Raw genomic sequence first — 13,179 nt, forward strand, 5'->3', positions numbered from 1 at the left:
GTGATCGACCTTCGCCAGCTGCGCCAGGATCCCGACGGCGTCCGGAGCCGGTTGGCCCGGCGCCTCGATCCGGGCGTCGACGCCAGGCTCGAGGAGATTCTCGCCCTCGACGTCCAGCGCCGTGCCATTCTCTCCCGCGTTGAATCCCTGAAGTCGGAACGGAACAAGGCCACCGAGGAGGTGGCGCGACGCAAGCGGGCCAAGCAGCCGGCCGAAGATCTCATGGCGGACCTGCGCGCATCCGGCGAGGAGGTGCGGGTGCTCGACGCCGAGTTGCGGGAGGTCGAGGCGGCGCTGGAAGCCCGGGCGCTGGACGTCCCCAACCTCCCGTCGCCCGAGTGTCCCGACGGCGATGCGACGGCCAACACCGTCCTGCGCAGCTGGGGCAGCCCACCGACGTTCGACTTTGAGCCGCGTCCGCACTGGGAACTCGGCGAACGACTCGGGATTCTCGACCTGCCGCGCGGGGCCAAGCTGTCGGGGAGCGGGTTCCCGGTCTTCGTCGGGCTTGGCGCGCGCCTGGTGCGCGCCCTCGAAAACTTCATGCTCGACCTCCACACGCGGGAGCATGGATACGTCGAGGTCGCTCCGCCGCTGCTGCTCAACGAGGCCAGCCTGCTCGGAACGGGCCAGCTGCCCAAGTTCGAGGAGGATCTCTACCGTGTCGAGCGCGACGGGCTCTACCTCCTGCCGACCGCGGAGGTGCCCGTCACGAACCTGCATCGCGACGAGATTCTCGACGGCGCCTCGCTGCCGATCGGCTATGTGGCCAGCACCCCCTGTTTCCGGCGGGAAGCCGGCGCGCACGGCAAGGACACGCGCGGCCTGATCCGCCTCCACCAGTTCGACAAGGTGGAAATCGTCCGGTTTGTGCGGCCGGAGCACGGTGCCGCGGAACACGAGCGCATCACCGGGCATGCCGAAGCGGTGCTGCAGCGGCTCGGGTTGCCGTACCGGGTGCTTTCCCTCGCGGCGGGGGACATCGGATTTGCCAGCGCCCGCACGCTCGATCTGGAGGTCTGGGCCGCCGGCGTCAACGGCTGGCTCGAGGTGTCGAGCGCCTCGACCTTCACCGACTTCCAGGCCCGGCGGGCCAACATCCGGTTCCGGCCGGAGCCGGGCGCCAAGCCGGAATTCGTGCACACCCTGAACGCCAGCGGACTCGCCTTCCCGCGCACCATCATCGCGCTGCTTGAGCACGGCCAGCAGGCGGATGGTTCCGTCCAGATTCCCGAGGCGCTTGCGCCCTATCTGGGGACCGATCGCCTGGTCCCTCGTGCGTAGGGACTCGGTCCGCCGCTTCGCGCCGGGCGTGATCGTCGCCCTGGCCGTCGGGCTCATTGCCCTGACGGCCGGCACGGGGTTGATGGTCACGCGGCACCTCCAGCAGGACGCCCTCAACATCAGTCGGCTCTATTCCGGTGTGTTTGCCGGCCTGAACGACCCCAGCCCTGGTGCTGAGGCGGGCGCGCTCCTCCAGCTCGGTGAGCGGGTGCGGCAGCAGGGGCTTCCGCTCGTCGTGACCGACGGGATGGGACAGGTCACCGCCTACGCGAACCTTCCCTTCCAGGCCGAACTGGATGACCCCCGCGTCAAGGACTACGCGAAGAAGCTGGACAGGGTGAACCCCCCGCTCGTGGAGCCGGGCCTCGGCACGGTGCACTTCGGCCCGTTGCCGGCCCGCCGGCAGCTTGGCCTCCTGGCCCTCCTGCAGGCGCTGACGGTGGCGGTGATGATCGGTGTGGCCTACTTCGCCTACCGGCATGCGATGTCCTCGCAGCGCGACCGCCTCTGGGTGGCCATGGCCCGCGAGGCGGCGCACCAGATGGGCACGCCGCTGACGAGCCTGCAGGGGTGGATCGAGGTGGTGCGGTCCCGGCCGACCCCCCCGGCGGATCTGGCCGAGCACCTGGCGGCGGATGCCGAGCGGCTGGAGCGCGTGGCGCAGCGCTTCGAGCGCATCGGCAACCCCGCCCGACGCGAACCGATTGGCCTCGGCGCGCTCGCCGATCGGGTGGCCGGGTATTTCCGGCCACGGCTCCCGCGCCATGCCAACCCCATCGAACTGCGGGTGGAGGCGGCAGGGGCGGGGCCCAATGTCCTCGGCGACACGATCCTCCTCGAGTGGGCGCTGGAGTCTCTGGTCAAGAACGCGATCGACGCCCTGCGTGGCCGCTCCGGCACCATCATCCTCCGGGTCGAGTCCGAGGGGCGGCAGGGGGTGCTCCGCATCATCGACGACGGACCGGGCATCGAAGGCAGCATCCGGCGTACGCTCTTCCAGCCGGGCATCAGCACCAAGACTGGCGGGTGGGGAATCGGGCTCGCCCTCGCCACGCGGGTCGCGCAGGAAGCGCACGAGGGGAGTCTCTCGCTGGAGCCCTCGCCAACCGGCGCCTGTTTCCGACTTGCACTCCCGCTCCAGGACGAGGCAGCCGCCACATGACCACACCGCTCCTCGGTTCCCTGAATCCCGCCCAGCGCGAGGCGGTCGAGCACGTCGAGGGACCGCTGCTCGTGCTGGCGGGCGCCGGCTCGGGCAAGACGCGCGTGCTCACCGCGCGCGTCGCGAACCTGATCGAGACGCACGGAGTGGCGCCCGACCGGATCTTCGCGGTCACCTTCACCAACAAGGCCGCCTCCGAAATGAAGGAGCGGATCGGCCGGCTGCTGGGACGCGACCCGGGCGGGCTCTGGATCGGCACCTTCCACTCGCTCTCGGCGCGCCTGCTGCGGCGGGAAGCCGAACTGCTGGGCTTCACGCGCCAGTACACCATCTACGACGAGGACGATCGGCTGCGCCTGATCCGGCGATTGCTGGAACAGCTGGGGCACCCGCCGAAGGCCTTTTCGCCCAAGGCGGTGCAATCGATCATCTCCGGTGCCAAGAACCGGATGGTGCCGCCGAGCGAGCTGCTGGCCTCGAGCACCTTCAACCCGATGGTGAAGGTGGCGGCGGAGGTCTACGCCGCCCTGGGGCCCGCGCTGCAGTCCGCCAACGCCATGGATTTCGACGACCTGCTGCTCCATCCGCTGGCGCTCTTCCGGAAGCACCCGGAACGGCTGGAGGCGTATCGCCGGAAGTTCCAGTTTGTCCTCGTGGACGAGTTCCAGGACACCAACCGCGCGCAGTACGAACTGATTCGCGCGCTGGGATCGCACGGGAACGTGAGCGCCGTGGGCGACGACGACCAGTCGATCTACGGCTGGCGCGGCGCCGAAGTGCGCAACATGGTCGATTTCCAGACCGACTTCGGCGGCGTGCACCTGGTCCGCCTCGAGGAGAACTACCGGTCCACCCAGGTGGTGCTCGACGCGGCGAATGCCGTCATCGCCGAGAACACGGGGCGGATCGGCAAGACGCTGCGAACCGCGCGGCGGGGCGGGGAATCGGTCACCCTGGTGGCGGCAGCCGACGAGCGTGACGAGGCGGAATGGATTTCCGGCGAACTCCGCCGCCGCGCCGCGGATGGCGACTGGGGCTACGGTGAAATGGCCGTGCTCTACCGCACCAATGCGCAGTCCCGCGCGCTCGAAGAGTCGTTCCGCCGGAGCGGGACACCATATCGGATCGTCGGGGCCATCAGCTTCTACGACCGCCGCGAGGTCAAGGACCTGCTCGCCTACCTCCGGCTCGTGGCGAATCCTGCGGACGATGAGGCGTTCCTCCGGGCCGTGGCCGTGCCCCGTCGCGGCATCGGCGACTCCAGCCTGGCGACGCTGATCGAATCCGCGCGGCAATGGGACAAGCCCCTCCTCGCGGCCGCCGGCATCGCCGATCGCATTGCCGACCTGCGTCCCAACGTGCGGCAGGCGCTGACCGGATTCGCGGCGCTGCTCGACCGGCTGCGAAGCGAGGCCGGGCATCAGCCCCCCGCCGACGTCCTGGAGGAGTTGATCCAGGCCATCGATTACGAGAACCTCCTGCACCAGGAGGGACCGGAAGGCGCCGACCGCTGGGACAACGTCCGGGAACTGGTGGCGAGCGCCGCCAACTGGTCGGAGGTGGTGGTGGAAGACCCTGAAGAGCCGGGCTCGCCGCTCGAACGATTCCTGGCCGACGCCGCCCTCCTGAGCTCGCACGACTCGATCGAAGGGTCGGAGGAAGGGGTCACCCTCATGACCATCCACACCGCCAAGGGGCTGGAATGGCCGGTGGTGGTGCTCGCCGGCCTCGAGGATGGGCTCTTCCCGCTGGCCCGTGCTGACGAGCAGCCGGGAGGAGTGGAGGAGGAGCGGCGTCTCTGCTACGTGGGCCTGACGCGCGCCAAGGACAAGCTGTACCTCACCTTTGCGCGCAGCCGTCGGCGCGGCGGCGACCTCAAGTACGGACGCCCATCCCGGTTCCTGGAGTCGTTGCCACCGGGAATCCTGGATGAACGGAGAACATCGGTCGCAGGCTGGCAGGGCAGCGGGGCAGCAGGGCAGCGGGGCAGTTGGCAGCGCCCGTCGGCCCCGCAGACCCGCAGCCCGGCGGCCCCGCCCGCGCCAGAAGAAATCTCGCAGGACGCCCCACGCTACGTGCGCGGGGAGCGCGTGACGCACCGGCGGTTCGGCAGCGGGTCGATCCAGGGACTCTCCGGGGGTGGGCGCGACCTGAAGGTGTCCGTCCAGTTTGACGACGAGGAAGTCGGGCTGAAACAACTGCTCGTGGCCTTCGCGGGTCTCGAACGAGAGTGGGAGAGCGCATGACCATTGGCCGGGATGAAATCCTGAATGTCGCAAAACTCGCGGAACTCGATGTCCCTCTCCAGGACGTCGAGGCGCTTGCGGCACAGATCGGGCGCATCGTCGACTACGTGGCGCAGCTGAACGACGTTCCCGCCGGTGAGTCGGCGGAGCCGTTTCTCTCGGGCCCGGCGTCGGTCACGCTCCGGGAGGATGTCCCCGGTTCCGTTCCCCTCGCTCACGAGATTGCCTCCTTTGCCCCGGCGTTTCGCGACGGACTCTTTCTCGTGCCGCGGCTCGGCTCCATGGAGGGGGAATGAGCGACGTGCAGGCGGAAGCGGCCTCGGTTGCCGGGCGCCTCCGCGCGGCGGAGGCGCGCGGCCTCAACGCGACCTTGCACTGGAGCGAGGACAACCTCGCCGCGGAAGCGGCCCGTGTCATGGCGATGCAGGCGTCCGGCGCCGCGCTCCCGCTGGCCGGGATGCCGATCGCCATCAAGGACAACATCGTCACCCTCGATGCCCCGACGACCTGCGCGTCGCGCATCCTCGAGGGCTATCGCTCTCCGTATGACGCGACGGTGGTGCACCGGCTTCGCAGTGCCGGGGCGCTGATCGCCGCCAAGGCCAACCTCGACGAGTTCGCCATGGGCTCGTCCACCGAGCACTCGGCGTTCGGGCGGGTGCAACACCCCACGCATCCCGATCGCGTCCCCGGGGGCTCGTCGGGCGGATCCGCGGCGCTCGTGGCCGCCGGAGTGGTGCCGGCCGCGCTCGGCTCCGAAACGGGAGGCTCGGTCCGGCAACCGGCCAGCTTCTGCGGGATTGTCGGGGTCAAGCCGACCTACGGCCGGGTGAGCCGGTACGGATTGGTGGCCTTTGGGTCGTCGCTCGATTGCGTGTCGGTCTTTGGCCGCACGGTCGATGACGCCGCCCGGGTGCTCTCCGTGATCAGCGGGCCCGACCCGCGGGACGCCACCACCGTTGCCGCCGAGCCGCTGGCGCTGGATGCCACACCCGGGTCGTTGCGCGGGCTGCGGGTCGGTCTGCCCGCCGAATACTTTCCCGCCGACCTCGATGCCGGGGTGCGTGCCGGCGTCGATCGCGCGAAGGAGGCGCTGCGCGCGCTTGGCGCGGAGCTGGTACCGGTGTCATTGCCACACACCCGGTTCGCGGTGCCGACCTACTATGTGCTGGCGCCGGCCGAGGCGGCCTCCAATCTCGCGCGGTACGACGGGGTGCGGTACGGCGTGCGGCGTGTCGGCGCTGCCGGGGACCTCCCCGCGCTCTACCGCGCGACGCGGGGCGAAGGGTTCGGCCAAGAGGTGCGGCGCCGCATCCTGGTCGGCACCTACGTGCTGAGCGCCGGGTATCACGACGCCTATTACAACAAGGCGCAGCAGGTCCGGAACCTGATTGCCGGTGATTTTACCCGGGCCTTCACGCCGGGCGGGGTGGACCTGCTGCTCACTCCCACGACACCCACCCCGGCGTTCCTCGCCGGGGAGAAGACCAGCGACCCGGTCGCGATGTACCTGGCCGACATCTTCGTGAGCGCCGTCTCCCTGGCGGGCCTCCCGGCCCTGAGCATCCCGGTCGGTCTCTCCGAGGGGCTGCCGGTGGGGGCGCAGCTGATCGCCCCGGCGTTCATGGAGTCGCGCATGTTGTCGGTGGCGAGCGCGCTCGAGTCGGCGCTCGGCCCCGCCGGGGAGGTCCGCTGATGACCTGGGAGACCGTGATCGGCCTCGAGGTTCACGTCCAGCAGAGTACCCGCACCAAGATGTTCTGTGGCTGCGTCGCTTCGTTTGGTGATCCGCCCAACACGAACGTCTGCCCCACCTGCCTCGGTCTTCCCGGCGCGTTACCGGTGCCGAATGCCGAGGCCATCCGGCTGGCCGTGCGAGGCGCGCTGGCGCTCGGCGGCACGATTCACCATCAGAGCGTCTTTGCCCGGAAGAACTATTTCTATCCCGACCTGCCGAAGGGTTACCAGGTCTCCCAGTTCGACAAGCCGCTTTCCACCGGCGGCGCGGTGTGGTTCGAGTCCCCGGAGCGGGGGCGGATCGCCTGCTCGATTACGCGGTTGCACATCGAGGAGGACGCCGGCAAGTCGCTGCACGACCGGTATCCCGGTCACACCGCGGTGGATCTCAACCGGGCGGGTACGCCGCTGGCCGAGATCGTGAGCGGTCCCGACCTCCGCTCGCCGGCCGAGGCGCGCGCCTACCTGGTGGCGCTGAAGCAGATCCTGGTCTACGCCGGGGTGAGCGACTGCAGCATGGAGAAGGGGACGCTACGGGTCGACGCCAACCTCTCCATCCGTCCGGCAGGACAGCAGGCGCTCGGCACCAAGACCGAGGTCAAGAACATGAACAGCTTCGCCAACGTCGAGCGGGCGCTGACCGCTGAGTATGAGCGGCAGGTGGGATTGATCGAGTCGGGGGGACGGGTGGAGCAGGTGTCGCTGCTGTTCAACGCGGCAAACGGCACGGTCCGTCCGACACGCTCGAAAGAAGACAGCCACGACTACCGGTACTTCCCCGATCCCGACCTTCCGCCGCTGGTGTTGACGGAGGCCTTCATCGAGGAGCAGCGCCAGGCGCTGCCGGAACTGCCCGAGGCCCGGCGTGCACGATTCGAGCAGGAGTACGGCCTGTCGGCGTATCACGCGCAGGAGCTCACCGGCGAGCGCGCCGTGGCCGACTATTTCGAGGAGACGGTCAAGGCGGGAGCGGACGCCAAGGCTGTGGTCGGGTGGGTGCTGGGGGACGCGATGGCGGCCTACAATACCGACGGGCGATTCCGGGTGTCACCTGCGCAGCTGGCGGAACTCGTCGGAGCGATTGGTGGTGGTGTCCTGAGCCAGCAGGGGGCAAAGCAGGTCTTTGCCCATGTGCTGCAGGCCGAGCCCGGGAACTACACGATCAAGGGACTTGCCGCAGAACTTGGCCTCGTTCAGGTCCAGGACACCGGCGCGCTCGAGGGGTGGGTCGATGAAGTGCTGGCCGCACACCCCGACGAGGTGACCCGCTTCCGCGGCGGCGAGGCCAAGCTGATCGGGTTCTTTGTGGGGCAGGTGATGAAGAAGAGCAAGGGGAAGGCCGATCCCAAGGGCGTCGCCCCGATCCTGCAGAAGAAACTCAACGGGGGCTGAGCACTCCTTCCGGCTCAGTCCTCGGCCTTCGGGTCTTCATCCGATGACCCGTCGCCCTCCAGCAACTCCTCGAGCAGCCGGTCCACCACCTCGGAGACCGGTCCCGTGAGCACCGTGAGCAGCACGTCGCGGGCTTCCTCCGCGAGGTCGTCGGGGTGTTTCCGGTCCCGCGAGAGGCGCACGATGTTGCCGAGGTAGACCGGCACGGCGGCGCCGTCCTCGAGGCTCGGCGTCTCGCCCTCGGGACGGGACGGCTGCTCGGTTTCCAGTTCGAACGACGGCGCGGGCACGCTGGCACGCCACGGCTCGCTGTCCTCCTCCTCGCCTTCCTCCGACTCCTCGGTCTCGTCGGACAGGGGAAAGCGCTCCGCGGGCAGGAGGGCGAGGAGGCGGCACTGCAGCCCCGGCGCGTCTTCGTAGGCCACCAGGCCAAGATGGACGGGCTCATCGAAGAGATGGAATTCACGCAACTCGTCGAGCGCTTCGGTCGGTGCCACCCGTCGCCCGACCAGCCGCTCCCCGATGAAGGTGCCGAGACAGACCGAGCCTTCGGGGGTCCGCTCGTCGTCCACCGGCTCGACGCGCACCAGGACCGGCGCGCTGGTGGCGACCAGCACGCTCGGACGGCCCTCGCCGTCTCCTTCGGGAAGCCCGAGATCGTCAGGCCGCATCGAACTCTCCATCGGTCCCGACCTGCCAGGGGCGCGAGGTGGACAGCTTTCGCCAGTAGGTGAGGTCCGCCTTGCGGGGGAGGCCGAAGTCTCGCTCGGCGAGCTTGTGCACCCGCATCGTGTCGGCGGCGCCACCGCTCTCTTTCACTTCCCGGCGGAGCGACTGCGCGGCACGGAGCGGTTCCGCCCCGGCCGGGTCGAGGCGCCGGGCGAGCGGCCGGTCATCCCCCAGCATTTCCATCACGAATTCATACGAGAGCGCCATGTGCTGCTCGACGTCTTCCTCGGGGAGGTCCCAGCGGCTGTGGTTGCGGGCCATCCGGAACGCCCGTTGCCAGCTGCGGGTCTCCACCAGGTGCACCATGCCGCGGAAGAGGCGGCGGTTGGTCCGCACGCTGAAGATCGTGGGGGAGATGATCTGGTCGAGGTGCGCGTCCGCCGGGGTGTGGTCGAGTTGGATGACTTCCTTGGCCGTGCTCGCGTACCCCTCGCCGAGGTGGGTCTCGAACCGGGCCTCCCAGTAGGCATGGCCGAGCCCGGAGCGCGAACTCGTGACGGCCAGCTGGCGGGGGACAAAGTAGTTGTGGGCGACGGTGTCGGCGGCCAGGTGCGCGAGGTAGCCGAGCCCGAACGCTCGCAGGGCATCGGTCGGGGCAAGGTCGTGGATTTCCTGCCCGACGTGCCAGTGGTGGCAGTGCCGGCTGACCGGCGCGAAGTTCTTTGCGATGCTGCTGTCCGCCGCGATGTTGCCGTACAGGAAATCGAAGGGAAACGCCCGGATGAGGTCGGCAACCGTCGGGGGGAGGAGGTGGCCGCTGGCCAGGACGTTCTGCGCGAGGTAGATGTGGGTTCCTGGACTCCAGGCGTGCAGGGCGTCCGGTGCGGCGGCCAGCGCGAGGCCGACCACCGCCAGCGCAACGGCGACCCGGGCGACGGTCATCGCCGCCGCCTGCGCCGCAACACCTTTGCGATGATGCCCGTGCTCAGGCGAGCGGTGCGCAGCGCGCTCGCGAAGCGCAGCGCCGTGTCTTCGACTTCCTCGTGCACGACCTCGTAGAGCGCGTCGAGGTCGGCCGCCCGTTCCGTGAATCGATCGATGCCATGATCGAGTCGCGTGCGGAACCGCCGGCTGGTTTCGACGTAGGCCTCGCCTTCCTCACGGACCAGGGACACGATCGACTCGCCCTGCTCGGCGACCCGCCTGGCGCCCTCCAGCATGCCGGCCAGGTCCTGGCGCAGGCCGCTGAGGTTGTCCGACATGGCGTCGATGCGCTTTTCGAGGGAGATGGCCGCGATGGCCGCGGCCGCGAACACCACCACCCACGCGAGCGCCATGATGGCGACCGAGATTGCGATGGTCGGACCGACCCAGCCCGGCATGGGCGGCGAAGCGCCCTGAAGCAGCAGGAGCATGTTCACGCTCGAAGTATGGCCTCCTCGGCGGCCATTCGGAATCCCTTGCGCTTGACGGCCCCCGGCACACCGGGCGAGGTTTGGCCATGCCCCCACGCTACCTCGTCCGCGGCGGTTCGACCCTCCGCGGCACTCTGCGCCCTGCCGGCAACAAGAACGCCGCGCTTCCCGCCATCGCCGCCGCCGTCCTCGCCGAGGGACCGGTCGAACTCGACAACATGCCGCGGATCCGCGACGTGGAGACGATGCTCGCCATCCTCGCCGAAATGGGGGCGGGGGTGGAGTGGATCGAGACGAATCACGTCCGGATCGACCCCCGCAGCATCGAGAACAAGCCGCTGGACCCGCGCCTCTGCGCCCGGATTCGCGCCTCGATCCTCCTGGCCGGCCCGCTGCTGGCGCGGTTCGGGCGGGTGACGCTCCCGCCGCCGGGGGGCGACGTGATCGGGCGGCGCCGTGTGGACACCCATTTCCTCGCCCTCGAGGCGCTGGGAGCGGAGGTGCAGCTCGGCGACAACTACGAGCTGTTCGGCAAGGCGCTCAAGGGCGCCGACATCTTCCTCGACGAGCCCAGTGTCACTGGCACCGAGAACGCCCTGATGGCCGCCGTGAAGGCGCAGGGCCGCACGGTCCTCCGCAACGCCGCCTCCGAACCACACGTGCAGGACCTCGCGCGGCTCCTCGTGGCGATGGGGGCGCACATCGAGGGAATCGGCTCGAACACCTACGTGATCGAGGGGGGGCATCCGCTGCACGGCGCCTCCTACACGATCGGGCCCGACCACATCGAGATCGGGAGCTTCATCGGCCTCGCGGCCGTCACCAACAGCACCCTGACCATCGACGGGGTGCGCGGCGACGACCTGCGGGGCACCCTCCTTGGCTTCGAACGGCTCGGCATCCGGCCGCGGCTCGACGGACAGAGGCTCATCATTGACGCCGACCAGGAGCGCCGGATCCGTCCCGACCTCGGCGGCCACGTGCCCAAGCTCGAGGACGGGCCCTGGCCGGCCTTTCCCGCCGACACGATGTCCATCGCGCTGGTGGCGGCCACGCAGTGTGAGGGGCTGCTGCTGGTGTTCGAAAAGATGTTCGAGTCGCGGATGTTCTTCGTGGACAAGCTGATCGGGATGGGCGCCCGGATCGTGCTCTGCGACCCCCACCGCGCGGTGGTGGCGGGGCCGGTCAAGCTGCGGGGCAGCACCGTCGAGTCGCCGGACATCCGGGCGGGCATGGCCATGCTCATCGCGGCGCTGGCGGCGGAGGGGACGACCCATCTGCACAATGTGGGGCAGATTGAGCGGGGGTACGAGCGGATCGACGAGCGGCTGCGCGCCCTGGGCGCCGACATCGAACGGTTCGAGGAGTAGGGGCGCGCGCTCGCGCGCCCCGTCCCTCCCGATATCCTAGAACTTGTAGCTGAAGCCGATCACCGGACCGTAGTTCGTCACGTTGTAGAGGAAGTAGTCTGCCTCTCCCTTGGTGCCAGTCGCGTAGTCGGCGTTGATGGCCCGATAGCCGAGTGAGGCGGACCAGCCCTTGCCGAAGCCGTAGTTCAGGTATCCCGCGCCCTGCCAGGTGTTGTTGGTCCCGCCGATGCCAAACCCACCAATGTCTCCGCGGCCGATCACGGTGAGGTGCGACCCGACCGGCAGCATGATGCGCGCGCCGATGAGGGGGGCAAACCAGCTCTCGGTCGAGCTCTTGGTGCTGACGTTCGGCAGGTTCACATCCGGCACGATTTCGGTCTCGATGACGGGCACCCGGATGCCGATCAGGGCGTCCATCCACGGCGTGACGCGATACCCGCCGTCCGCCTCCATGAGCCACTGCTTCAGCTTGACCTCGGCGATGGTGGCGCCAGTATTCGGCGTGGCGACGTCGGAGCCGAGTTTCATGTAGATGAAGTCGAGGCCGGTCACGAAGGTCTGCCCGCGACCCATGTAGTTGAACATGGCGCCCATCTTCAGGTTGTCCCAGATGTCGCTGAAGGGCACATCCACGCTGGCTTCCACGGGGCCCACACCGGCCGTCCCGGACATGTTGGCGCCCCAGCCATAGAGCGTCACGGTATTTTCCCACTTCGCGTCCTGCGCGTGCAGGCTGCCGAGCACGCCGAGGGCAAGGACCGCTGCCAGGCAGGCACTGCGAACCAAAGTTGTGCGCAACATCGTGTTGTCTCCGATGGGAGTAAGCCTTGCGGGCTGCATGAGGAAGCCCCGCCGGGAGCAATAATCACCGGGATGCTTGCCCGGCGCAATCGCCCCGGCCACACCTTACACACTGCAACCGGATCGCCGCCGTGACCGATGTCGCACCCGTCACCGAAGTCGTGCTTCCGCGCACGCCAGTGCCACGGATGGAACTGCCCGGCTGGAGGGAGCGGTTCGGGGTCATGGCCGGGATCACCACTCGGGGGAGCGAGGCGGAGCCATTTGATCTCGGGCTGGCCAGCCACCAGCCAATCGAAAAGGTCCTGGGGCAATGGGCCGCCTTCCGGACCGCCGAACCGGGATTCCCGCTGGTGACCCTGGGCCGGCAGGTGCATGGCACCGAGGTTGTCTGGCACGAAGGGGGGCGCGGGTGGCTGCTTCTCGACGGCGTGGATGGCCACGCCACGGACGCCCGGGGCATCCTGTTGACCGTGACCGTCGCCGACTGTACGCCGGTGTACCTTCTCGATTCGGCAACGGGCGCCATGGCGCTGCTCCATGCCGGCTGGCGGGGGGCCAGCGGACGGATACTGGAGCGGGGAATCCGCCTGCTGCAGGGCCGGGTTGGTACCGCGTCACAAGATATTGTAATGCATTGTGGCGTAGCTATTTGTGGTGCCTGCTATGAAGTAGGTTCTGAGGTGTTTGACGCGTTTGGTCTGCCGGTTCCCGCCGGGGGCAAGGGGCCGCTCGATGTGCGGGCCCAGCTGGTGCGTCAGGCGGAGGAACTCGGGGTCGGGGAGATCAGCGTTTCCACTCACTGCAGCGGGCACGATCAGGCCCTCTTCCACAGTCACCGCCGCTCGCTGGGTGCGGACGGCCGGATGATCGCGTATCTCGGCCGCCCGCTCGCAAGTCCCTGAGGTGATTGACGCCCCGGCGTTTGCGGGGTATCTTTTGATGCTGTGGGGGCCGCCAGTCCGGGGCCGGCTGTTGATGTGGGGGAGTTCCCCCACATTTTTTTTCACCCCGCGACGCGACTTCCGACCCCATACCCGATGCTGACACCAGCCGGGCCCGGGTGCCGGTTTCCGTCCGCCGGACGATTCGTCGTCCCGCGG

At 69.0% G+C, this 13,179-nt stretch carries 12 protein-coding genes; 8 read left to right on the forward strand and 4 right to left on the reverse strand.

What is annotated here, in order from left to right; genetic code table 11:
- The 6 genes from serS to gatB are packed head-to-tail and all read left to right on the forward strand — an operon-like array spanning position 1 to position 7,821.
- Entirely contained in the window at positions 1 to 1,284 is a 1,284-nt protein-coding gene (gene serS, locus R2910_07130) for a serine--tRNA ligase (GenBank protein MEZ4412736.1), read from the forward strand.
- Positions 1,277 to 2,446: a HAMP domain-containing sensor histidine kinase gene (locus R2910_07135; GenBank protein MEZ4412737.1), complete on the forward strand. Its 1,170-nt coding sequence runs from the start codon at positions 1,277 to 1,279 to the stop codon at positions 2,444 to 2,446. Before serS ends, R2910_07135 begins: the two co-directional genes overlap by 8 nt.
- The gene (locus R2910_07140) at positions 2,443 to 4,692 is read left to right on the forward strand and encodes a UvrD-helicase domain-containing protein (GenBank protein ID MEZ4412738.1); all 2,250 of its coding nucleotides are present in this window, start codon (positions 2,443 to 2,445) and stop codon (positions 4,690 to 4,692) included. Before R2910_07135 ends, R2910_07140 begins: the two co-directional genes overlap by 4 nt.
- Positions 4,689 to 4,988: an Asp-tRNA(Asn)/Glu-tRNA(Gln) amidotransferase subunit GatC gene (locus R2910_07145; GenBank protein ID MEZ4412739.1), complete on the forward strand. Its 300-nt coding sequence runs from the start codon at positions 4,689 to 4,691 to the stop codon at positions 4,986 to 4,988. Before R2910_07140 ends, R2910_07145 begins: the two co-directional genes overlap by 4 nt.
- A complete protein-coding gene (gene gatA, locus R2910_07150) occupies positions 4,985 to 6,388 on the forward strand; it encodes an Asp-tRNA(Asn)/Glu-tRNA(Gln) amidotransferase subunit GatA (GenBank protein ID MEZ4412740.1) in 1,404 nt (467 codons plus the stop codon). The genes R2910_07145 and gatA overlap by 4 nt, the downstream gene beginning before the upstream one ends.
- Positions 6,388 to 7,821 (forward strand): Asp-tRNA(Asn)/Glu-tRNA(Gln) amidotransferase subunit GatB, encoded by a 1,434-nt coding sequence (gene gatB, locus R2910_07155; protein MEZ4412741.1) that lies wholly within the window; start codon positions 6,388 to 6,390, stop codon positions 7,819 to 7,821. The genes gatA and gatB overlap by 1 nt, the downstream gene beginning before the upstream one ends.
- Positions 7,822 to 7,835: 14 nt before the next feature.
- On the opposite strand, the gene R2910_07160 is transcribed toward gatB, so the two are convergent.
- Genes R2910_07160 through R2910_07170 form a run of 3 tightly spaced genes read right to left on the reverse strand, consistent with a single transcriptional unit; the run spans position 7,836 to position 9,905 of the window.
- Entirely contained in the window at positions 7,836 to 8,492 is a 657-nt protein-coding gene (locus tag R2910_07160; protein MEZ4412742.1) for a hypothetical protein, read from the reverse strand.
- Positions 8,482 to 9,432 (reverse strand): zinc dependent phospholipase C family protein, encoded by a 951-nt coding sequence (locus R2910_07165; protein MEZ4412743.1) that lies wholly within the window; start codon positions 9,430 to 9,432, stop codon positions 8,482 to 8,484. Before R2910_07165 ends, R2910_07160 begins: the two co-directional genes overlap by 11 nt.
- A complete protein-coding gene (locus tag R2910_07170; protein MEZ4412744.1) occupies positions 9,429 to 9,905 on the reverse strand; it encodes a hypothetical protein in 477 nt (158 codons plus the stop codon). The genes R2910_07165 and R2910_07170 overlap by 4 nt, the downstream gene beginning before the upstream one ends.
- Positions 9,906 to 9,991: 86 nt before the next feature.
- Between R2910_07170 and murA the strand changes: the two genes are divergently transcribed.
- Entirely contained in the window at positions 9,992 to 11,275 is a 1,284-nt protein-coding gene (murA, locus tag R2910_07175) for a UDP-N-acetylglucosamine 1-carboxyvinyltransferase (GenBank protein ID MEZ4412745.1), read from the forward strand.
- A 36-nt stretch (positions 11,276 to 11,311) separates the two neighbouring features.
- Here murA and R2910_07180 read toward each other — a convergent pair whose 3' ends face one another.
- A complete protein-coding gene (locus R2910_07180; protein MEZ4412746.1) occupies positions 11,312 to 12,076 on the reverse strand; it encodes a hypothetical protein in 765 nt (254 codons plus the stop codon).
- Between the two features lie 131 nt (positions 12,077 to 12,207).
- On the opposite strand from R2910_07180, the gene R2910_07185 reads away from it, so the two are divergent.
- Entirely contained in the window at positions 12,208 to 12,981 is a 774-nt protein-coding gene (locus R2910_07185; GenBank protein MEZ4412747.1) for a polyphenol oxidase family protein, read from the forward strand.
- Positions 12,982 to 13,179 lie beyond the last annotated feature (198 nt).

The sequence above is a fragment of the Gemmatimonadales bacterium genome (assembly GCA_041390145.1).
Lineage (GTDB): Bacteria > Gemmatimonadota > Gemmatimonadetes > Gemmatimonadales > GWC2-71-9 > SPDF01.